Here is a 21,501-nt window from a genome sequence, read left to right on the forward strand (position 1 = left end):
CATCCATCCGGCCGTGGTTGCCTTCCACCCTGAAACCTGTTTCCTTGCCGCATCATGATGGACCTGATCCAGACCTACTGGGCCGAGACCCTTGCCGTTCTGTCCGTCGTTTTCGGGACGGTGGCAGCCACCCATGCCGCGATGACGAAACGCGAGGTGCGCTCTGCGCTCGGCTGGGTCGGCATCATCATCCTGTCGCCGCTGGTGGGAGCCATGATCTACGCGGTCGCTGGGATCAACCGTATCCGCCGGGCGACGCTGATTTCGCGACGCGCGCTCGAACTCGACGAGATCTGGCGCAGTCTCTCGCTCTACAGCATCGACCGCGAAACCGTGGCTGCCCAGTTCGGCGATCGATTCGGACCGATGAAGCTGCTCGGTGACAGAGTGACCCGGCATCCGCTGTCGTCAGGCAACCAAATCGCGATGCTCTCGTCCGGTGAGGAGACCTTCGATGCCATGTGTCAGGCGATCGAAGCTGCGCAGCACAGCATCATCCTCGAAACCTATATCTTCGATCGCGATGTCGTCGGCCGGCGCGTGGCCGACTGCCTGATCGCCGCGCATCGGCGTGGTGTCGCCGTTCGTGTGATCGTCGATGCCGTCGGTGCCCGCTACAGCGTTCCCAGTATCATCGGCTATCTCGAAGAGGGCGGCGTTCGGGTCGCCGTCTTCAACGGGCAGGTCATCATGGGGCTCAGGCTTCCTTATGCCAATCTGCGTACGCACCGGAAAATTCTGGTCGCTGACGGGGCCACCGCCTTTGTCGGTGGCATGAATATCCGAGCGGGCTTCACCGGGCCGGATGGCGCGCGAGACACCCATTTTCGCGTCACCGGACCTGTTGTCGCCGATATCCTGGCGGTTGCCGCCGAGGACTGGCACTTCGAGACCGGCGAGGTACTGCTGGGGCCGGAATGGGGCGTTCGGCTCGATGACGCCGTGGCTGGGGCAGGGACGGCTGTGCGGGCGGTGGTATCCGGTCCGGACACCCATATCGAGACGAATCACCGGCTTCTGCTCGGCGCGTTTTCCGTGGCTGAACGGTCGATCCGCATCGTCTCACCCTACTTTCTGCCCGATACGACCTTCATTGCGGCGCTGAACACCGCTGCGCGTCGGGGCGTTCAGGTGGACGTGATCGTGCCGTCGCAGAACAATCTCGCCATCGTCGCCCGCGCGATGATGGGGCAGTTCGACCAGATCCTGCGGGAAGGCTGCCGCGTGCATTTGGCAACCGGTCCTTTCGACCATTCGAAGCTGATGGTCATCGACCGGCAATGGTGCTTCATCGGCTCGTCCAATCTCGATTCGCGCTCGCTGCGTTTGAATTTCGAGATCGATCTCGAAGTCTATGATCGCGGTCTTGCCGCGCAGATCGAAGACCGGATTGACCGCAGCCTGTCCAGCGCGAGACAGGTCACGCTCGATACACTTAGGGCACGATCTCTGCCCAATCGGATGATTGATCGCTTGTTCTGGCTCGGATCGCCCTATCTTTGATCGGGGCGGGCGTTTTCAGCGCGGCCTCACCGCAAACGGCCACCGGCCCAACCGACGACGGATGCTACAGGTGTGATGAAGAAGACCAAACCTAGCCTCGCCCGCACGATGGTGACCTCCATCCGAAATCGCAGATGGCGTCCGGCCGAGGGGATAGTCAAGACACAGGTCGATGGTGCGCTGACGGTCGCCTCCTACAATGTGCACAAATGCGTCGGCACGGACGGCAAGTTCGATCCCGAACGGATCATCGACGTTATCAGGGAAATCGGTCCCGACGTGATCGCGCTGCAGGAGGCGGACCAGCGTTTCGGCGAGCGCTCCGGGCTTCTCGATCTCAACCGGCTGCGGTTGGAGACTGGCCTTCTGCCGGTACCGGTATTAACCGGGCCGAAGTCGCATGGATGGCGCGGCAATGTGCTCCTGTTTCGCGAAGGCATCGTGCGGGACGTGCATCAGGTGGCACTGCCCGGTCTTGAGCCGCGGGGCGCCCTGGTGGCCGAGATCGATATTGAAGGCCGGGCCGGGCTGCGGGTGATTGCAGCGCATCTGGGATTGTTGCGCTGGGCTCGCCGCCAGCAGGCGGATGTCATTCTCGATCTCCTGCAGAACCGTGCCGAGCGGGCCACGCTTTTGATGGGGGATTTCAACGAGTGGCGCCTGGGGCCCGGCTCGGCGCTCACACGGCTGGAGCCGGTTTTCGGGCCTCTGCCGCCACCTGTCCCGAGTTTTCCGGCTCGTATGCCTGTTCTTTCTCTCGACCGGATCATGGCGAACCGGTCCGGTCTGATCGCCGATCTGACGGCGCATGATACGCCGCTTGCACGCCTTGCTTCCGATCATCTGCCGCTGACGGCAAGGCTTGATCTCAGCAAGGTGGAGGAGTGAGGTGGCGATAAGTGGACGTTAGTTGTATCTCAATGCGGGATGAATCGTCTGCCTGATCGCCTTGCCGTTTTACAATCAGGTGGCGAGTCGACGCTGGAGCTTAAACAAAATGGAAAATGATCTGTTTGCAGATTTGGGACCCGATACACGGTCTCTGCGCTTCTACAGCGATCGAGGACAGGAACTCGATTCGGCGTTCAGAAAGGCTAGTGAGCTACTAAGTGTGGATCTATCTGTAGCTTTGCATCAATTCTCAACATCAAAAATACTAGATGCGTTGAACGTAGTTCCGCGCAATATGATCTATGACCTGTATACCCTTTTTCATGTGCCCTTGGCTGCAAATCATGTCGGTCCTGAAGGGTTAGTTGATTTTTTTAGAGCGCAAGTTGAGCTTTCACGGAACTTCAAAACTATCCATGCAAAGTTGAAAACGGTATTGGAGCTTTTCTCGCGGAAATACGACGATGGCGCTCCATACGTTGACGACGCGACAAATGACTGCATTAAGGCGCTATTGGATCTTATCGAAGAACTCGCAGCTGACGACATCGTCGAGTTTTATGAAGCTGTTGGTTCTCGTCCATCAGGGCAATTCCCTGCTATCGCTCACGCCCGCCCGATGCTGTCGCTCGACAACACCTTTTCCGACGAGGACGTCCAGGACTTCGTATCTTCGGTCTACCGCTTCCTTGGCCAGCTGCCGGACGATTCCATCGCGTTTACAGCCGAGCCCAAGATCGACGGGCTCTCGATGTCGCTGCGTTACGTAAACCGCAAGCTGGTCACGGCCGCGACCCGCGGCGACGGTACGACGGGTGAGAATGTCACGGCGAACATCCGCACGATCAAGGAAATCCCAACCGAGCTTCCGGCCGATGCCCCTGACGTGGTCGAGGTGCGCGGCGAAGTCTATATGGCGAAGTCCGACTTCCTGGCGCTCAACGCGCAGATGGAGGCTGAGGGCAAGCAGACCTACGTCAATCCGCGCAACACGGCTTCCGGCTCGCTGCGGCAGCTCGATCCGAAGGTGACGGCGAACCGCAAGCTGCGCTTTTTTGCCTATGCCTGGGGCGAGATGAGCCAGATGCCGGCGGAGACGCAATGGGAGATGGTGCAGGTTTTCGGCCGCTGGGGCTTCCCCATCAACCCACTCACCCAACGCCTGACCTCGGTTTCGGCGATCCTCGACCATTACCATGAGATCGGGCTGCAGCGGCCTGATCTCGATTATGACATCGACGGCGTCGTCTACAAGGTCGACCGGCTCGACCTTCAGGCACGCCTCGGTTTCCGGTCCCGATCGCCGCGCTGGGCGACGGCGCACAAATTCCCGGCCGAGCAGGCCTTCACCACGGTCGAGGCCATCGACATCCAGGTGGGTCGCACGGGGGCGCTGACGCCGGTTGCGCGTCTGAAGCCGATCACCGTCGGCGGCGTGGTCGTCACCAATGCGACACTGCACAACGAAGACTACATCAAAGGTATCGGCAATTCCGGTGACCGCATCCGGCCTGATGACCACGATATCCGCATCGGTGACACGGTGATCGTCCAGCGCGCCGGCGACGTCATCCCACAGGTGCTCGATGTGGTGCTGGAAAAGCGGCCAGAAGACTCGGCGGCCTACGTGTTCCCGAAGACCTGCCCGGTCTGTGGCAGCCATGCGGTGCGAGAGAAGAACGAAAAGACGGGCAAGCTCGATTCGGTGACGCGCTGCACCGGCGGTTTCGTCTGCCGGGCCCAGGCTGTGGAACACATCAAGCATTTTGTGTCGCGCAACGCCTTCGACATCGAAGGGCTCGGGACCAAGCAGGTCGACTTCTTCTTCGAGAGCGACGATCCGGCGCTGATGATCCGCACCGCGCCCGACATCTTCACGCTGAAGGCGCGACAGGACCAATCGCTGACCAAGCTCGAGAATATCGAAGGCTTTGGCCGTGTCAGTGTGCGCAAGCTCTTCGAGGCGATCGATGCGCGGCGCGAGATCGCGCTCCACCGCTTGATCTTTGCGCTCGGCATCCGACATGTCGGCGAGACGACGGCCAAGCTCCTGGCGCGGTCCTACGGCAGCTATGCGGCCTTTGCGGAAGCCATGCAGGCGGCAGCGCCAAAGTTCGGCAATGCGTGGAGCGAATTGAACAGCATTGAGGGGATCGGCGAGGTCGTCGCAGCCTCGATCGTCGAATTTTTCAAGGAGCCGCGCAATCTCGAAGTCGTCCAACGCCTGTTGAGCGAAGTGACGCCACTGGACGCAGAGGCGCCGGTCGCAAGCAACAGTCCTGTGGCTGGCAAGACCGTCGTCTTCACCGGATCGCTGGAGCGCTTCACGCGGGACGAGGCCAAGGCACGGGCCGAAGGGCTCGGGGCAAAGGTCGCGGGCTCAGTTTCGAAGAAAACGGACTATGTGGTTGCGGGACCGGGTGCGGGCTCCAAGCTCGACAAGGCGCGCGAGCTTGGCGTTCAGGTGATGACCGAAGACGAATGGCTGACGCTGATCGGCGGCTGAGGTCAGGCCGCTGTGAAGGCGGGGTCGCCAAGGTCGAGCCGAACAGTGTCGGGCTGATGGGGCGTGCGCGGTAGATCGCGTTCGAGCACGATCCGGTTGCGGCCGGACGATTTGGCCAGATACAGTGCCTGATCGGCTGCGGCGTAAACTGCCGTGAAATCGCGGAGCGGCGTGATGTCGGCCAAGCCGCCGGAGATCGTGACGGCGATCGACTGATGCACCGACTCAACCAGTCGGTTGGCAATGGTGCGTCTCAGTTTTTCCGCGATGGAGATGACATCGGCAAAGTCGGAATCCCTGAACAGGATGGCGAACTCCTCTCCACCGATACGGGCGACGAGATGGGCGGGGCCGGTGATTTCGCAAAGCGTTCTTGCAACGGAGACGATCACGTCGTCGCCGGCCAGATGGCCGTAACGATCATTGATCTGCTTGAAGCGGTCGATGTCCAGGATCAGCAGATGCCCGCGCTCAACCAGAGAGAGATCCTCGATGAAGGCGCGGCGATTGAGGAGGCCCGACAGCATGTCCGTGCGGCTCAACTGGCGGAACTCCAGCCTGGTTCTGGCGAGGTGGATGACGGCATAACCCATGTAGAGAGAGCAGAGCATCGTCAGGACGAAGGATACGATCATGGCGATGCCGCAGCCGATTGCAAGATCGCGCAACAGTGGGTTGAGCAGGACATCGAAGGCATGCAGGATAAGCAAGATGCCTGCGACCATAAAGCAGGCGATGATGGAATTGCGGATCGACAGTCTGGTTGCAAAGCGGAGCACCGCATCCCAGTTATCGAATTCTGTCAGCCCAATATCGCGGATGACCCACGCTTCAATCCGTTGCTTCAACATAGTTTTTGACCACACAGAATGACTTGAAACGAAAATCGGTCAGTCGACGCGAGAGCTTATCTGCGGCCGTCTGCTGTCATGAAATAGGTTAGGTCGCGACCATCGCGACCGCTTTACATCAAGGTGCCGAATGCAACCCTGGCAGTAAAGAGTTCATTTTCATTTCTACTATTATTAATCCCCTAAAAATTAAGGTTCGATGAATCCGAAACCCTGGATTGCATCGGATCCCGTGTCGAACCGAGACGCTCACGGCTCTGTGAAGCCGGATGGCACAATCTGCAACCGATGAAGAGACGGATCGTTGACGAAGACCAGACCGCCACGCGATGTCGAGCCGGCGGCGACGTAGTCGAAGGTCATTCCTGCCTCCTCGATCGTCGTGGTCCCGTCGAGAAGGGATCCCTTTATCTCGACCGCTGCAGCGGCCTGATCGCCTGAATTGCGCACCTCGATCATCACGCGCCAGCCCGAGGGCAGGGGGTCGATGGTGAGGATCTGGGCGGCAATCTCCGGTGGGCGGTCTGCATTCGTCATTGCTTCGAATGCCATCCAGCCGATCATCGCCACGACGATTGTGGTTGACGCAAGTCCGGTGAGCCACTCGACCCAGTGTGGTCGGATCGGATCGGCAGATTTGCTGACATCATGACGGGTCATGGTAAGCCTCCTCAAAGGATAAGTCTGGCGGCAGCCGCGCCGATCGCTGCGGGGAAGCCGAGGACGACGAGCGTCAAAACGGCCTCGGCGGTGCCGAGGTCATCCAGTCGGCCGAAGGTCCAGAGACTGTAAAGGCTGACGGCGAGGGCGACGACATAGCCGGGTATCGTGAAGCGCACAAAGGCGTGCCAGACCGGCGTGTCCTCCTGAAGACTATGGCTGCCCTTGAAAGCGAGCGCATAGACGAAACCATGCATCAGCATCATCGACAGCGCCATAAGCGCAAGGGCGTGCCAGATGGTCATCTTGTAGGCGAGCAGGATCATTTCTTCTGTCGGCGCGAGATTGAGCGACAGGAAGAGTGCGCCGACGGCCATCATGAAGAGTTCGGTGAGATATCCCGTACTGGCTTCCTGGCTCGGATCGCTGTCGTCCCCATCGTCATCCTCGTCCTGCATGCTGAGCTGGCTTCGGCCGAGCAAGGCGCCGATGCTCGCTGGCACCGCCTGCAGCGCCACCATGCCGACCCATTCGCGCGGCGCCATGCCGAACTTGATCACCCCGAGCAGCACGAGGATCAACGCACTGGCCACCACGCCCATGCCATAGGCGACGATCGCGTCTCGGGCCGACTCGCGCCAGGTGGCGGTCCGTTCGAAACCGATGCGGTGGGAGAGCCCGATGAGGAGAGGAAGATTGAGAACGAGCAGCAGCAGAAGCCGCTCTCGGTCCATGTAGAAGCCCAAGAACCACATCTCCATCGTCATCAGCATGGGGATGGAGAAGAGCAGCGCTCCAGCAAGCCCGCGTGCAAGTCCGACGAGAAACCGGGTTACCCGCGCCGATTCGTGAGTTTCATTCGCGACTTCTGCCATTGTTCCACCGTCCCTTGCCGCGCAGGGAATGCGCAAATGGGGGTGGTTGTTCCGTCTGGCAGGAGGTTCACCGGCTGCCGTCAGGCAACCGGCTCATGTCTTGGAGGAGGGCTGCTGCGCCTCCCTGCGACCAGGGGCTGGATCAGCCCTTCGGCTTGAAGGTCTTCTTCTTGGGGCCTGCCGATGGTCCACGGTCGTCGAACTTGCCCTTGGGCTTTCCAGCGCCGGCGAAGGCAGGCTTATCGCCCTTCGGCTTGCCGGCCCAGTCGGGCTTGGCAGGCTTGTCCCAGGAATTCGAGGCACCCTTCGGCTTCTTCTTGAAACCCGGCTTGTCGTCGCTCCAGTCGGTGCGCTTCGGCTTGGGCGCGTCGCCCCAGACTTCCGAATCCGTCACCGCCATGGCGTCGCGCGGCGGCCGGGCAGGGCCGTCGTCCTTGCGGGCATAGGGTTTCTTCTCACCGAACGGCTTCTTTTCACCATAGGGTGCCTTGTCGCCATAGGCTTTCTTTTCGCCGTAAGGCTTCTTGTCGGCATAAGGCTTCTTGTCGCCGAAGGGCTTGCGATCGCCATCTTCGCGCGGCGGCCGGGCTGCGCGTTCCTTCGGCGCTGCATTGAAGTCCGGCATGCCGGGGAGCTGCGCCATGGTGATGCCGCGCTCAAGCGCCTTGTTCGGTCCAAGTGCGCCGAGGAACGTGTCGAGCGCGCTTTCGGCGATCTCGACGAAGGTTTCCTCCGGCTGCATCTTGATTGCGCCGATCTCGTTCTTGGTGATGTTGCCGTTGCGGCAGAGCATCGGGATCAGCCAGCGCGGCTCGGCATGCTGGCGACGGCCGACGGACACGGAGAACCATACGCTCGGGCCGAAATCGCCGCGCGGCTTGGTCGTGGAGCTTGCGGGGTTGGCGTAGTCAGGCTCCTTGCGCGCCTTGCCGGCTTCGAGGCTGACCGGGATCAGATCCTCCGGTGCCGAGCGATTGCCACGCTGCAGACGCAGGAAGGCGGCAGCCACCTGTTCAGCCCCATGGGTAGCGATCAGCGCCTGAACCATGGGCGCTTCGTCCTCGGTGATCGCTTCCGTCAGCGAGGCGTCGCCCATCAGCCGTTCATCGTCGCGGGCTTGGACTTCGTCGGCAGAGGGCGGAAGCGCCCAGGTCGGACGGACATTGGCGCCACCAAGCAGGCGCTCGGCCTTGCGGCGCGCGCTGTTCGGTACGATCAGCGCCGAGACACCCTTGTTGCCGGCGCGGCCCGTACGGCCGGAGCGATGCAGCAAGGTTTCGGAATTGGTCGGCAGGTCGGCATGAATGACGAGTTCCAGACCGGGGAGGTCGATGCCGCGGGCAGCGACGTCGGTCGCGATGCAGACGCGCGCACGGCCATCGCGCATGGCCTGCAGCGCGTGGGTGCGTTCGTTCTGCGAAAGCTCGCCGGACAGCGCCACGACCGAGAAGCCACGATTGTGCAGGCGTGCCGTCAGATGGTTCACGGCAGCGCGGGTGGAGCAGAAGACAATGGCGTTGCGGGCTTCATAGAAGCGCAGCACATTGATGATGGCATTCTCGCGATCGGGATTGGCGACCATCAGCGCGCGATATTCGATGTCGACGTGCTGCTTCTGTTCGGAGACGGCCTCGATGCGACGCGCATCACGCTGGTAGCTCTTTGCGAGATCGGCGATCGAGCGCGGCACGGTTGCCGAGAACATCAGCGTGCGGCGATCGTCGGGCGATTCTTCCAGGATGAATTCGAGGTCTTCGCGGAAGCCGAGATCGAGCATTTCGTCGGCTTCGTCGAGCACGACGACGCGCATCTGAGACAGGTCGAGTGCGCGGCGGGTGATGTGGTCGCGCAGGCGCCCCGGGGTGCCGACGATGATATGGGCACCGCGCTCAAGCGCCCGGCGCTCGTTGCGAATATCCATGCCGCCGACACAGGAACCGATGATTGCGCCGGTCTCGGCATAGAGCCATTCCAGCTCGCGCATGACCTGCATGGCCAGTTCGCGGGTCGGGGCAATGGCAAGAGCCAGCGGCGCACCGGCGCGCTCGAAACGACCGCCTTCCGGCAGCAGCGTCGGGGCCATGGCGAGACCGAAGGCAACCGTCTTGCCAGAGCCCGTCTGCGCCGAGACGAGCGCATCGCGACCTTCCAGTTCGGGGTCGATCATGGCTTGCTGCACGGGTGTCAGGGTGTCGTAGCCGCGCTTGCGCAAGGCCTCAGCGATCGCCGGAACGATGGCGTCGAAATCAGTCATGAAGTGGTCTTTCGAATGTGATGGATGATGCGGGCCAAAGCGCCGCGCCCGCCGATTGCGGGTATGTTGGCGCTGTTCCTACTCGTCTAGACCCGGAAAGTCGAGAGGCAGGGAACGAAAACGCTGCGCTATGGTGAACCATGGGGCCTCGCATCATCCAGAAAAGTCACGCGCGCAGCCGCGCCATGGCCAAAGCTTCGACATAGGTTCCGCCCCGGAAGGCATACTCCGCCATCCGCCCCTCCACGGTGAAGCCGAAGCTTTCATAGAGTGCAATGGCTGCATGATTGTCCGCGTAAACGGTCAATTCAAGGCGTCGCAGGTTCAGCCAGTCATCCGCGATCCCGATCGCCTCGCCGAGGAGCGCGCGTCCGATCCCACGGCGGGTGTAGTCGTCGTGCACGCCCATGCCGAGTGTCGCGACATGGGCACGCCTACCCTTTGCCGGCCACAAGGCGATATCGCCGACGACCATTCCGTCGAGCAAGGCCACGAGGCTTCGGACATCGGCGGGCTGCTGTTCTATCCCGCGCCTGATTTCCTCTACGCTGTGATAGGGGAGGCGCATGGTGCCCCAGCGGTAGCCAGGCAGGTTGTGCAGGTCTGCGATTGCTGCAGCGTCTGTCAGGGATCGCGCGCGGATCGTCAGGCCTTCGGGCCAGGCTCGATTGTCTCGGGACGCTATGGGGGGCGACTGCGTCATGCTTGCTCTCCATGTATTGGGCGGGAGAGCGAACCGGACGCCTGCTCAACCGCAGGGCGTTCGGGATAAATCGGTGCTACAGACGCGACCTGACCCGGACACCCTTTTTAAGGGTGGTCACGTGAAGGGTCATCGCGGTGGTCAAGTCAGCTGCAGCCATGTGCGCATGATGGACAGGGTGCAGGCGTCGGTCAAGTGCGACGCCGGGACCCTTGTCCGAATCCGCTGCAGCTTTTAAGGCTTTGACATGTCCATCTCTCAATTTTCCGGCAAGACGATTGCCATCGACTTCGAGACCGCGACCGAGGCGCGCGCGAGTGCCTGCTCCATCGGCCTCGCCTTCATCGAGGACGGCCGCGTCGTGCGTGTCGAGGAGCGCCTGATCCGGCCACCGGAGAACCGCTACTCCCCGTTCAATATCGCCATTCACGGCATCCGGCCCGAGCACACAGCCCATGCCCCGGAATTTGCCGACGTCATGCTCGAATTCGCCGCCGATTTCGAGGGTGCGCGGATGATCGCGCACAATGCCTCCTTCGACTTTTCCGTGCTCAGGGCCAGTCTTGATCTCTGCGGGCTTCACTATCCGGACCTTTCCTACCTGTGCAGCGTGAAGCTCGCCCAGCGTCACTGGCCGGATCTCGGATCGCATCGGCTGAACGTGTTGGCCGCTCATCTCGGGCTCACTTTCCTGCATCACAATGCGGCGGAAGATGCGCGGATCTGCGCTGAGGCCTGCCTTGCCATGGCTCTCGAGGCCGAAGTCGACGACTTCTTCGATCTCGCCCTGAAGCTCGGGCTCAATCCGGGCCGTCTGCACCGGCAGGGCTATGATGCCTGCTCCTTTGCCCGCAAGCCGAAGAAGAAGGCGCTCGCCTTGCAAGCGTGATCGGGCATCCTATCTTCAGGGATATCACGAAGGAGTGAACTCGATGTCGATCCGCAAAGCCACTGCTGCTGCCGTCATTCTCGCCTCGACGGCGATTCCCGCGTCGTCTGAAGTCGTCGGCAAGGTCGGCGTGGACTGGGTCGGCAATGACATCGTCATCGAAGCAATGACCGATCCGGAAGTGAAGGGGGTTACCTGCCACGTCACCTATTTCGATCGCTCGATCATCGATCGGCTCTCCAAGGGGAACTGGTTCGAGGACCCGTCCAATAACTCGATTGCCTGCCGCCAGACGGGACCGATCGAGATCGGCGACATCGATCTCTCGGAAGATGGCGAAGAGGTCTTCCGGGAAGGGCTCTCGATCATCTGGAAGTCGCTGGTCGTTAATCGCATCTACGACAAGAAGAACGATACACTCATCTATCTTGCCCATTCGCGGCAGGTGGTCGAAGGCTCTGCCAAGATGGCGATCTCGACCGTGCCGCTCTTCAATCAGACAGTCGTTTGGAAGTCGGGCAAGCCGAACTGACAGACCAGTTTTGGGGGGAATAGAGATTGGCGTGTCCGGTGTGACATCCGTCACTTCAACGGGGCGGTGCCGTGGGTCATGCATCTTGGACCGGCGCCGCGTCACCCCCAATTTCGCAGCCGGACGGAGAGCATCCTGTTCAACTCTCCACGCAAAGACGCCCTGGAACCTTGCGGATCCAGGGCGTTTTCATGTGGCGATCAATGTCTTACTTGACGTAGACGATCTTGCCGCCGTTGGCTGCTTCTTCAACGTGGAAGACGTTGGTGGCCTGAACGCTCTGGGCCTGAAGAGCCTCGGCGATCGCCGGGTCGGACGAAATCTGAGCCTGCGCTTCAGTCATCGACTCCGAGCTGTTGGCCAGCTGCGAAAGACGGGTGTGTTCAGAGCGGTTCTGGTCGTTGTCCAGGCTGTCGAGGCGAACGATGTTAACGCCCTCGGTTGCCATGGTCGTGGAATTGGTCATGGTCGTGGTGTCGACCATCGGTTCAGCGGTCTGGGCAAGGGCAACGCCCGAAACGGAGGCGATGGACATGGCACCGGCGAGCGCAAGCTTTACTGCAGAATTCATGGTCTTTCTCCTTGGTTTCTTTTCGAATTTTCTGCTTCGTGGGAAGCTGACAGGAGAACGCGGGACCATGGAGAGGGTTCCGGCAAGCGTTAAAATTATTTATACATAATAACGGATATTCGTCATAATTTCTTACAACAAAAATACACGCCATCGGTGAGGCCGATCGCGTTCACAAGGAAGCTGAAGAAAAAATGCCCCGCGGATACGGAGCATTTTCCTGGGAAGGGAAGTCGGCTCAAGCTGCCTGAGCAAGCTCGTCGGCGATGACGGTGTCGAGGTTGAGGAAGCAGACCATCGACTTCTCGAGTGCGACGATGCCGCGGCAGAAGGCGCGCTGGGCTTCCGGGATGATCTCCGGTGCCGGCTGCAGGTCTTCACTCTTGATCGTCATCATGTCCGAAACCTGTTCGACCAGGAGACCGACCAGCTTGCCGGCGATGTCCGTGACGATGATCGCAGCGCGTTCCGACGGTTCGGTCATCTTCATGCCGAGACGGCAGGCCATGTCGATGACCGGGATGACGGCGCCGCGCAGGTTGATCAGGCCGAGAACGTAAGGGGGGGTATGTGGCATCGGAGTGACCGGTGCCCAACCGCGGATTTCGCGGATGGCCATGATGTCGATGCAGAATTCCTGGTCGCCGAGGTGGAAGGATACGATTTCCAGATAGGCACCCGACTGTTTGATGGCATTGCTCATGTTCAGAACTCTTCCCAGTGTTCCTGTGCTGCGGCAGCAGAGGCTGTTGCCGTGGCGGTACGGTTAAATGATCCCGCAACCTTGTTCATCAGCGCCCGTGCGGGAGACGGTCTCTGAGGGGAGGCGGCGCGCGCAGCCTCCTGATATTGGTCATGAGCAGCTTCGCCCAAGTTCACCTTGAACTGTCCGACAAGTCGCGAAAGGTTTTCCGCGTCACTTGCCAGTGTGTGGCTCGCCGCATTGGTCTGCTCCACCATCGCGGCATTCTGTTGCGTGACCTGGTCCATCTGGCTGACGGCCGAATTGATCTCGCTCAGTCCAACCGATTGTTCTCTCGCGCTGGTAACGATTGCCTTAACGTGCTCGTTAATTCGTAAAACATCTTCGCCAATCCGGTGGAGCGCCTGTCCGGTCGCAGTCACCAGCTCCACACCGCAGCGCACTTCGTCGTTGGAACGGGTGACCAGGGTCTTGATGTCACGTGCCGCATCGGCAGCGCGTCCGGCGAGGGCGCGGACTTCCTGCGCCACAACGGCGAAGCCCTTGCCCGCTTCGCCGGCACGGGCTGCCTCGACGCCGGCGTTGAGAGCGAGAAGATTGGTCTGGAAGGCGATTTCATCGATGACGTTGATGATCTTGCCGATTTCGTCGGTGGCATCTTCGATGCGGTTCATCGCGGACATGGCGTCGTTGACCACCGCGCCGGATTTCTCGGCGTAGTCCTTGGCATTGTCGACCATGTGGCTGGCTTCTTCGGCCCGGTCGGTTGCCGTCTTGACGGTCTCGGTGATCTCGGAAAGGGCGGCCGAGGTTTCCTCGAGCGATGCAGCCTGCTGCTCCGTACGGCGCGCAAGATCGTCTGCGGCGCTCTTCATCTGCTGGCTGTTGGCGCGGATTGAGCTGCTGTTGGTCGCGATTTCGGTCATGACCCGCTTGAGGTTCGAGGCCACTTCGTTGAAATCGATCCTGAGCCGCTCGAGATCCTGCGGGAAGGGGCCGGCGATGCTAGCGCAGAGATCGCCCTGAGACAGGCGGGTCAGTCCTTCGCCAAGCGCATCGACCGCGAGCTTGAGGGCGCGCGTGTCGGCTTCCATGGCCGCGGTGCGGCTTTCTCGCTCTGTCTCGTTCTGCCGGCGCTGGGAACGGCTTGCCTCCTCCAGGTCGTGCTTTTCGATGGCCGCCTTGCGGAATATGTCTGCCGAACGGGCCATGCCGCCGATTTCGTCCTGCCGGTCTGTGCCGGCGACTTCCGTCTGATAGTCGCCGTCGATGATGCGCTGCATGCTCGTGCGAACGAGGCGGATGCCGTTGGCGATCGAATTGCCGTGAATGAGCTGGAGTGCGATGACCGAGAAGAAGGCGATACTGCCCAGCCCAAGCTGGAAGGTCAGCGCCTGATTGCTTCGACGGGTCGCCTCGTTGGCGAAGTCTTCGACCAGATTGCCACCGAGCGCCGAGAGGTTGTTGAGCACGTCGCCAAGGCGCTCGCCCGAACCGTCGATCGCGTCGTCGATGGCTGCGTAGTCTGCTTCCGGCGCGCCGGTCTCGACCATGCGTTTGAGATCCACCTGGATGGCTTGCGCCACCGCGTTCAGGTCAGCTTCATAGCTGCCGACTTCGCCCGGCGCACCCGCTTCAGCCGCAACGGATGCAAGGACGGAAGCACCATCCCGAAGAAGGGTCACCGCGGCATTGATGATCTCCATGCGCTCCGGCTGGATGCTTCCTTCGCCGCGGTCGATGATCGTATCCATGGCCGCCAGCACCATGTTGGCATTGGCGAGGCGCATCTCGTTGATGCGCTCGACTTCGTTCTTGATCTCGATCGAGTCGTGGATTGCCGTCGATATGCGTGCGTTCTGGTACCAGCCGACGGCCAGCATCGAGCCGATGCCCAGCACTGCCGCGGCGCCCAGCGTCATCAGACGCTGTTTGACGGACAGGTCTTTACCCGTGATGAGATTGACCATGAAACTCCCCAGCCTTTGTCCCGGTTGCCCCTGCACACCGGTGACATGTCATGCGCAATCCGGGGGATGGAGTGCCCGGGGGACGGTCATGTCCGCTTGGCCCGCAAAGGCCAGATGCAGACGCAGAATCGCTAATATTAGTTAATCAAGAACTAATGGCCGATCAGGGGGCAAATTCGGGTCTTAGGCCGGGTTAGGTGGCGGTGATCGCGCGACGATAAAGGTGCCACGTCGCGTGTCCTGCGACAGGTAGGACGACAAGCAACCCGAGGAAAAGCGGCACCATGGCGAGGATGGCCAAGGCGGCAATGACCAGTCCGAAGACGAGCATGGGAGCGGCGTTCTCGATCACCGTGCGCATGCTTGTCAGCATCGCGGTCACGAAGTCCACATCGTGATCGAGAAGCAGCGGCATCGAGATGACCGTGGCGGTGAAGAGGATCGTCGCAAGCACAGCCCCGACAACCGTGCCCACGGCGAGGAAGAGCAGACCTTCCGGGGTGGTGAGCACGACATTGACGAAGGCGTCGAGGGTCGCGGGCACGCGGAAGCCGAGAAAGAGCGCCATCAACAGGCGCACTTGGTAGATCCAGATCCAGAAGATGAAGAGCACGACGAAGGCCATCCAGGACAGTTGCCGCTCGCGTTGGCGAAAGACTTCAGCGAGGATCGCCTTCCAACTGACGGGTTCGCCAAGCCGGTGCCGACGGCTGATTTCGTAGAGACCGACGGCAATGAAGGGTCCGATCAGCGGGAAGCCGATCGCGACCGGAATGATCATCCATGGCAGGTGGTAGTAGGTGAGCATCACAGCGATGAAGATGCCGCCCGCCGCATAGATCGCACCGAAGAACAGGCCGTAGGCGGGATAGGTGCGAAAATCACTCCACCCGTCGGAGAAGGCGGCACGGATATCGTCCATGCGCAGCCGGTTGATCTGCAGCTTCGGCAGAGAGCCCCGATCGAGTGCCTGTTGTTCCATGCGTCCCTCCCAAGACATGCGGTCCTGCGACAATCTGTCAGAAACTACCATGGGCCTTCCTTGATATCCGTCAAATCGCAGGGCCGGGAGTTCAAATTCTCGCGTTTCATCCTGAACGAACTGCGCTATGATACGGCATGTCCGATGTCGCCCGCTCACAGAAATGGTTGCCGTTGACCGCCCTGATGCTTGCGGGGACGTTGTTCACTCTGGCTGTCTTTCTCGGCTGGATGCGCTACGGATCGGACATCTTCCTGACCTTGATCGAATCCGGTCTGGCCTATTGCTTCTAGCCGCCGTGGTCCGTGACAAATCAGCGCTCGTTCTGCCATTTACACCGAGTTGAATTGCCTTCTCGCGACGGGAGGCTTATCCGGCTGGGCGAGAAATTCGGATTCAAGGAAATGCCATCATGAAAACGGTCAGGGTCATCTTGTGGGCGGCGGTGGTCGTCATGGCGGGTGTTCTCGGCTGGCTGACCTATTCGGTCACGCAGTCGGATCAGAAGATCGCGGAGGCGCCCTTCGGTGTGCCGTTCCAGCTCGTCGACCAGAATGGCCAGCCGATCACCGAACAGGCTTTCCGCGGCAAGCCGACGGCTCTGTTCTTCGGCTTCACCCATTGCCCGGAAGTGTGCCCGACTACGCTCTTCGAGCTGGATGGCTGGTTGAAGCAGGTCGATCCCGACGCCAAGGGGCTGCAGGCCTATTTCGTGACCGTTGATCCCGACCGGGACACGCCCGAGCTCCTCGGTCGCTACATCTCCAACGTGACGGACCGCATTACCGGGATTGCCGGTGATCCCGCCAAGATTGCCGAAGTCGTCAAGGGCTTCCGCGTCTATGCCAAGAAGATCCCGCTCGACGAAGCTCAGCCGGATGGTGACTATACCATGGATCACACGGCCTCCGTTTTCCTCCTCGATGCCGAGGGACGCTTCAAGGGCACGATTGCCTATGGCGAGAACCCGGATACGGCCGTCAAGAAGCTCGAAAACCTGATGAAGGGCTGACGGTCCGTCCCCTGGCGGAGGTTGCCATGAGTGCGATTGCGTTGTACCGCAACGCCTGACCCCCGTGACCTCCGAGGAAGACCTGACCGTGAGCGAAATCCGCCTCTATGTGACCACCACCGAGAAGAACGCCAACCGGATCCTCGATCTGATGAGCTTCGCTTTCGGCGAGGAGGATTATGCGATCGCGACCACGGAAGTGGACGAGAAGGCGGATATCTGGGAGGCCTCGATCTATCTGATGGCCGATCAGGAAGACGAAGTGCTGCCACGGGTTCAGGATCTGCTGGCGGATGAGTTTGCGGATGCCACGATCGAGCGGGAAGTCATCCCTGATATCGACTGGATCGCCAAGTCGCTCGAGGGATTGAAGCCGGTGCGCGCCGGTCGCTTCCTGGTGCATGGCTCGCATGATCGGGACAAGGTGCAGGCGCACGACGTTGCGATCGAGATCGATGCAGGCCAGGCCTTCGGCACGGGCCATCATGGCACGACGGCGGGCTGCCTCGAAGTGATCGAGCAGGTGGTTCGCTCTCGCAAGGTGCGCAACACGCTGGATCTCGGCACCGGCAGTGGCGTGCTGGCAATCGCCGTGCGCAAGTTGCTTCCCGTGCCCGTTCTCGCGACGGATATCGATCCGATCGCCGTGCGTGTCGCCAAGGAAAACGCCCGTCGCAACCAGATCGTCGAGGGTATCGACTTTCGCACGGCTCCCGGGTTTCACTCGACAGCTTTCCGCGAGCACGGCCCCTTCGATCTCGTGATTGCCAATATCCTGGCGAGGCCGCTGATCAAGATGGCGCCGCAGCTCGTCACGCATCTGGCGCCGGGCGGCTCCGTCATTCTCTCCGGTATCCTGGCCGAGCAGCGCTGGAAGGTGATTGCGGCCTATAGCGGTCGCGGCCTGTCGCATGTGAAGACGATTTGGCGCAACGGCTGGGTGACCATCCACTTTACGCAAGGGAAGGGCTGACACCTAACGTCAGCCACCGCAGAATAGAAAAAGGCGGCCCGCAAGGAGCCGCCTTTTTGGCACAGGCATCATGCCGCGCCGGGGTCCGCGAGCGTGGGAGGAGCGCTCAAGCGGATGCTAGACTGGACGGTCGTTCAGATCATCGCCGTTCAGATGATCGAGTGCTGATGCGGACGACGGCGCAGTTCTTCGCGCTTCAGGCCCATGGCCTCCAGCGATGCGTCGTCGAGCGACAGAAGGGCACCCGTCGTATAGAGATCGGCGCGGCGCTGGCGTGCCTCGACGAGATTGTTGAGGGCAGTGCGCAGGAAAGACTTGGCCATCTCTCGGTTCCTTTTCGGTTGCGGACGCTTCGTTTCTCACGTCCTGGATGACTATGATATAGTCTGATCCGCGGTGCTCAGTCAGAGGGCTTGAAGCACGGGAGGTCTGCGATTGCTGCATAGCAGCATAAGGTCTGCTTGAAATTGTGGCATAACCCGACCGGCTGGCGCGCATATGCTGCGAAAGCGTGCGGTGGTGGTGGTGAGGGCGATGTGGCCTTGCTATAAGCCCTGACAGAATCCGAAACCGATCGCGAGCCATGCCATGTTTCAGTCCTTTGAGGTCAAGTCCACGCCGCTTCACGGCAAGTCCAGGATCGCAGCCCTTCGCGCGCTGTTTGCCGATCTTCAGATCGATGGACTGCTCGTTCCGCGCTCGGATGAGTATCTCGGGGAATATGTGCCTGAGTCCGCCGAACGTCTCGCCTGGGCGACGGGCTTTACCGGTTCCGCCGGCATGTTGATGGTGACCGAGACGCTCGCCGTCGTTTTCGTCGACGGCCGCTATGTTACGCAGCTTGCCCAGCAGGTCGACGCATCGGTGTTCACGCCGGGCGACCTCGTCGGCGAGCCGCCGCACAAATGGATCGAAAACCGTGCACCGAAGGGTTTCCGTCTCGGCATTGACCCCTGGACCCATACGGGTGCGGAAGTCCGGCGGCTGGAGAAGGCGCTGGCCGACAAGGGTGGTAGTCTCGTCTTCCTGCCGTTCAATCCCGTCGATCGCCTCTGGACCGACCGTCCAGCCGAGCCGAAGGGCGCCGTCATGATCCAAGCGCTGAACCAGGCCGGTGTTTCTGCTGCAGACAAGCTGAAGACCATTGCCGCCGATCTCAGCGACAAGAATCTGGCTGCCGTCCTGATCGCCGATCCCTCGTCGGTGGCCTGGATCTTCAACCTTCGGGGCAGTGACGTGCCGCACACGCCGCATCCGCTTTCGCGTGCGATCATCAAGGCCGATGGTTCGGCCGAACTCTTCCTCGACAGCGCAAAGACCAACCTCGAAGTCGAAAGCTATCTGCGCGATCTCTGCGAGCAGGTGGATCCGGCGGTTCTTTCCGAACGCATCGAGCGGGTTGCGCTTGACGGTGCCCGCATTCTGGTCGATCCCGACCTCACGCCTTACGCCCTATCGCGGATGATCCGCGAGAGCGGTGGCGAAGTGGTCGAGGGCAACGATCCGGCGAAGCTTGGCCGTGCGGTGAAGAATATGGTCGAGCTAAACGGTTCGGCGGCCGCACATCTGCAGGACGGTGTGGCGATTGTCGAGTTCCTTCACTGGTTCAACGAACAGCCGCATGGCAGCCTGACGGAGATTGCGGCGGCGAAGAAGCTCGAAGCGGTGCGTGCGGCGGTTGGCGAGCGTATGCAGAACCCGCTCAAGGACATTTCCTTCGACACGATCTCCGGGGCAGGCGAAAATGCCGCCATCATGCACTACCGTGTCACCACCGAAAGCGACCGACAGATCCGCTCGGCCGAGATGTTCCTGATCGATTCCGGTGCGCAATATGTGAACGGCACCACCGACATCACCCGCACGCTTGCCGTCGGCAAGGTGCCAGAAGAGCAGAAGCGTTTCTTCACGCTGGCGCTCAAGGGCATGATCGCGATCAGCACGGCCCGATTCCCGAAAGGCACTCGCGGCTGCGATCTCGATCCCTTGGCGCGCATCGCGCTCTGGAAGGCCGGTGCCGATTTTGCCCATGGCACGGGCCATGGCGTCGGCTCCTATCTCTCGGTGCATGAGGGGCCGCAGAGGATTGCCCGGCTTTCGACGCAGGAGCTGCTGCCCGGCATGATCCTGTCGAACGAGCCCGGCTATTACCGCCCGGGCAGCTTCGGTATCCGCATCGAGAACCTGATCTATGTGCGCGAAGCCGAGGCGATCGAAGGTGGCGACCAGCCGATGCTCGGTTTCGAGACGCTCACCTTCGTGCCGATCGACCGCGCGCTGATCGTCGAGGACCTCCTGACGCGCGATGAGCTGCAATGGCTGGATGCGTATCACGCTAAGACGCGCGCCGAGCTCTTGCCGTTGATCCCGGACGCTTCGACCCGGGAGTGGCTGGAGCAGGCAACGGCGCCCTTTGGGCGCTGAGCGTCAGCCGACGAACTGCCGCATCACCATGACGGCGGCCCAGCCGCCGATCAGCATCGGGATGGCACCGAAGCGCAAGCCGATCAGGAAGGCCGCCGCCATGGCGACCTTCACGTCGATCTCGCCATAGAAGAAGGCGGGCGCGACGAGCGTCGTCAACACCGCTGCCGGAACGGCGTTCAGCGCCGCTTCCAATCGGGGCGGCATGTGCTTCAGGCGCTTCACCAGAATGTAGCCGCCAATGCGGGTCGCGAATGTTGCGGCAGCTGCGGCAGCGATCAGCAGGGTCATGTAAGGCGTCAGGAGTGTGGTCATCGGATCGTCTCCTCGCGCTCCGCTCGCTGATCGGGCAGCGGCAACAAGGCCGCGAGCAGCACGCCTGCGAGCGCCCCGACGCTTATATGCCAGGGTGAGCCGATCAGATGCTGGGCGATGACCGAGACCACGGCACTGACCGCCACGATCAGCAGGAAATTGCCGCGCTTGCGGAAGCCGAGCACCAGGCCGAGAAAATAGATCGGCAGCAGCACGTCGATGCCCCAGTCCGCCGGGTCGCCCATCGCCTTGCCGACCAGTCCTCCGACGGCCGTCATGGCGACCCATGGCACGTAAATCATCGCACCGAAACCGAGATACCAGGGGAAGGAGACGCTGCGACCGCTTTCGCCACGCGCCAGCGTTTCGGCAAATTGCGGATCGGTGAGCAGGAAGAAGCTCAGCATTTTCTGAGGCAGCGTGAAGTGATCCATGAAGGGTGTGATCGCCGCCGAGTAGAGAATGTGTCGGAAGTTCACCGCAAGAATCGAGAGGACCACTACCCACATTGGTACTGCCTGGCCGAAGAGCTCGATGCCGACCAGCTGACTGGCACCCGCATAAACGGTCGCGCTCATCAGGGCGGCCTCGGCGACCGTCTGGCCGTTTGCGACTGCCACGGCGCCAAACAGCACAGCGAAGGGCCCGGCCGATATGATGACGGGGAGGGCCTTCAATGCACCCACGGTGAAATCTGATCGGGACATGGCGCAGTTTCTCACATTTATCTGCTGGCTAGCCGCTGTCGGCTTGTCGGACAAACCAATTCCGCTGATGGAACGACCATCGGCATTGATGATTGCCTATTGGCGTGGACGGTTGCCGGCGTCTTGTTGAAAAGTCGCATTCAAGGAAGTCACGGATTGTCCGGACTCCGGCTTCATCGC

At 61.1% G+C, this 21,501-nt stretch carries 21 protein-coding genes; 9 read left to right on the forward strand and 12 right to left on the reverse strand.

What is annotated here, in order from left to right; translation table 11 throughout:
* Positions 1-54 precede the first annotated feature (54 nt).
* The 3 genes from cls (at position 55) to ligA (ending at position 4,900) form a co-directional block, all read left to right on the forward strand.
* Positions 55-1,503, forward strand: coding sequence for a cardiolipin synthase (cls, locus tag QWE_RS09780; protein WP_006725950.1), 1,449 nt, complete (start codon positions 55-57; stop codon positions 1,501-1,503).
* A 75-nt stretch (positions 1,504-1,578) separates the two neighbouring features.
* The gene (locus QWE_RS09785; RefSeq protein ID WP_006725951.1) at positions 1,579-2,391 is read left to right on the forward strand and encodes an endonuclease/exonuclease/phosphatase family protein; all 813 of its coding nucleotides are present in this window, start codon (positions 1,579-1,581) and stop codon (positions 2,389-2,391) included.
* A gap of 298 nt (positions 2,392-2,689) precedes the next feature.
* Positions 2,690-4,900, forward strand: a complete 2,211-nt coding sequence (ligA, locus tag QWE_RS09790; RefSeq protein WP_085942925.1) for an NAD-dependent DNA ligase LigA — start codon at positions 2,690-2,692, stop codon at positions 4,898-4,900.
* Between the two features lie 2 nt (positions 4,901-4,902).
* Here the strand turns inward: ligA and QWE_RS09795 are convergent, their stop codons facing one another.
* The 5 genes from QWE_RS09795 to QWE_RS09815 all read right to left on the reverse strand — a co-directional run bounded on the left by QWE_RS09795 (position 4,903) and on the right by QWE_RS09815 (position 10,243).
* The gene (locus QWE_RS09795) at positions 4,903-5,751 is read right to left on the reverse strand and encodes a GGDEF domain-containing protein (protein WP_006725953.1); all 849 of its coding nucleotides are present in this window, start codon (positions 5,749-5,751) and stop codon (positions 4,903-4,905) included.
* A gap of 249 nt (positions 5,752-6,000) precedes the next feature.
* A complete protein-coding gene (locus tag QWE_RS09800) occupies positions 6,001-6,411 on the reverse strand; it encodes a hypothetical protein (protein ID WP_006725954.1) in 411 nt (136 codons plus the stop codon).
* Between the two features lie 11 nt (positions 6,412-6,422).
* Positions 6,423-7,286: a TIGR02587 family membrane protein gene (locus QWE_RS09805; protein WP_006725955.1), complete on the reverse strand. Its 864-nt coding sequence runs from the start codon at positions 7,284-7,286 to the stop codon at positions 6,423-6,425.
* A 142-nt stretch (positions 7,287-7,428) separates the two neighbouring features.
* A complete protein-coding gene (locus QWE_RS09810; protein WP_006725956.1) occupies positions 7,429-9,540 on the reverse strand; it encodes a DEAD/DEAH box helicase in 2,112 nt (703 codons plus the stop codon).
* A 166-nt stretch (positions 9,541-9,706) separates the two neighbouring features.
* Positions 9,707-10,243 carry a GNAT family N-acetyltransferase gene (locus QWE_RS09815; protein WP_006725957.1) on the reverse strand — a complete coding sequence of 179 codons (537 nt, stop codon included), beginning with the start codon at positions 10,241-10,243 and terminating at the stop codon, positions 9,707-9,709.
* Positions 10,244-10,490: 247 nt separating this feature from the next.
* Here QWE_RS09815 and QWE_RS09820 point away from each other — a divergent pair, with 247 nt between their 5' ends.
* Both QWE_RS09820 and QWE_RS09825 read left to right on the forward strand, forming a co-directional pair.
* Positions 10,491-11,132, forward strand: coding sequence for a 3'-5' exonuclease (locus QWE_RS09820; RefSeq protein WP_006725958.1), 642 nt, complete (start codon positions 10,491-10,493; stop codon positions 11,130-11,132).
* 43 nt (positions 11,133-11,175) lie between these two features.
* Positions 11,176-11,664 carry a CreA family protein gene (locus tag QWE_RS09825; RefSeq protein WP_006725959.1) on the forward strand — a complete coding sequence of 163 codons (489 nt, stop codon included), beginning with the start codon at positions 11,176-11,178 and terminating at the stop codon, positions 11,662-11,664.
* Positions 11,665-11,872: 208 nt separating this feature from the next.
* Here QWE_RS09825 and QWE_RS09830 read toward each other — a convergent pair whose 3' ends face one another.
* The 4 genes from QWE_RS09830 to QWE_RS09845 all read right to left on the reverse strand — a co-directional run bounded on the left by QWE_RS09830 (position 11,873) and on the right by QWE_RS09845 (position 15,890).
* Positions 11,873-12,235, reverse strand: a complete 363-nt coding sequence (locus tag QWE_RS09830; RefSeq protein ID WP_006725960.1) for a hypothetical protein — start codon at positions 12,233-12,235, stop codon at positions 11,873-11,875.
* A gap of 238 nt (positions 12,236-12,473) precedes the next feature.
* A complete protein-coding gene (locus QWE_RS09835) occupies positions 12,474-12,938 on the reverse strand; it encodes a chemotaxis protein CheW (RefSeq protein ID WP_006725961.1) in 465 nt (154 codons plus the stop codon).
* Between the two features lie 2 nt (positions 12,939-12,940).
* Positions 12,941-14,908, reverse strand: a complete 1,968-nt coding sequence (locus tag QWE_RS09840; protein WP_006725962.1) for a methyl-accepting chemotaxis protein — start codon at positions 14,906-14,908, stop codon at positions 12,941-12,943.
* Between the two features lie 193 nt (positions 14,909-15,101).
* On the reverse strand, positions 15,102-15,890 hold the full coding sequence (locus QWE_RS09845; protein ID WP_006725963.1) for a DUF2189 domain-containing protein: 789 nt from the start codon (positions 15,888-15,890) through the stop codon (positions 15,102-15,104).
* A gap of 137 nt (positions 15,891-16,027) precedes the next feature.
* On the opposite strand from QWE_RS09845, the gene QWE_RS24965 reads away from it, so the two are divergent.
* From QWE_RS24965 to QWE_RS09855, 3 genes are all read left to right on the forward strand, one after another.
* A complete protein-coding gene (locus tag QWE_RS24965; protein WP_085942926.1) occupies positions 16,028-16,183 on the forward strand; it encodes a hypothetical protein in 156 nt (51 codons plus the stop codon).
* A 119-nt stretch (positions 16,184-16,302) separates the two neighbouring features.
* A complete protein-coding gene (locus tag QWE_RS09850) occupies positions 16,303-16,902 on the forward strand; it encodes an SCO family protein (protein ID WP_006725964.1) in 600 nt (199 codons plus the stop codon).
* Between the two features lie 88 nt (positions 16,903-16,990).
* Entirely contained in the window at positions 16,991-17,875 is an 885-nt protein-coding gene (locus QWE_RS09855; protein ID WP_006725965.1) for a 50S ribosomal protein L11 methyltransferase, read from the forward strand.
* 149 nt (positions 17,876-18,024) lie between these two features.
* On the opposite strand, the gene QWE_RS25465 is transcribed toward QWE_RS09855, so the two are convergent.
* Positions 18,025-18,198 carry a hypothetical protein gene (locus QWE_RS25465; protein ID WP_006725966.1) on the reverse strand — a complete coding sequence of 58 codons (174 nt, stop codon included), beginning with the start codon at positions 18,196-18,198 and terminating at the stop codon, positions 18,025-18,027.
* Positions 18,199-18,463: 265 nt separating this feature from the next.
* Between QWE_RS25465 and QWE_RS09865 the strand changes: the two genes are divergently transcribed.
* Positions 18,464-20,299 carry an aminopeptidase P family protein gene (locus QWE_RS09865; protein ID WP_006725967.1) on the forward strand — a complete coding sequence of 612 codons (1,836 nt, stop codon included), beginning with the start codon at positions 18,464-18,466 and terminating at the stop codon, positions 20,297-20,299.
* Between the two features lie 3 nt (positions 20,300-20,302).
* Here the strand turns inward: QWE_RS09865 and QWE_RS09870 are convergent, their stop codons facing one another.
* Both QWE_RS09870 and QWE_RS09875 read right to left on the reverse strand, forming a co-directional pair.
* The gene (locus tag QWE_RS09870) at positions 20,303-20,614 is read right to left on the reverse strand and encodes an AzlD family protein (protein WP_006725968.1); all 312 of its coding nucleotides are present in this window, start codon (positions 20,612-20,614) and stop codon (positions 20,303-20,305) included.
* Complete coding sequence (locus QWE_RS09875) at positions 20,611-21,321, reverse strand: AzlC family ABC transporter permease (RefSeq protein ID WP_006725969.1); 711 nt, start codon at positions 21,319-21,321, stop codon at positions 20,611-20,613. Before QWE_RS09875 ends, QWE_RS09870 begins: the two co-directional genes overlap by 4 nt.
* Positions 21,322-21,501: the final 180 nt, after the last annotated feature.

The organism is Agrobacterium albertimagni AOL15 (genome assembly GCF_000300855.1).
Lineage (GTDB): Bacteria > Pseudomonadota > Alphaproteobacteria > Rhizobiales > Rhizobiaceae > Allorhizobium > Allorhizobium albertimagni.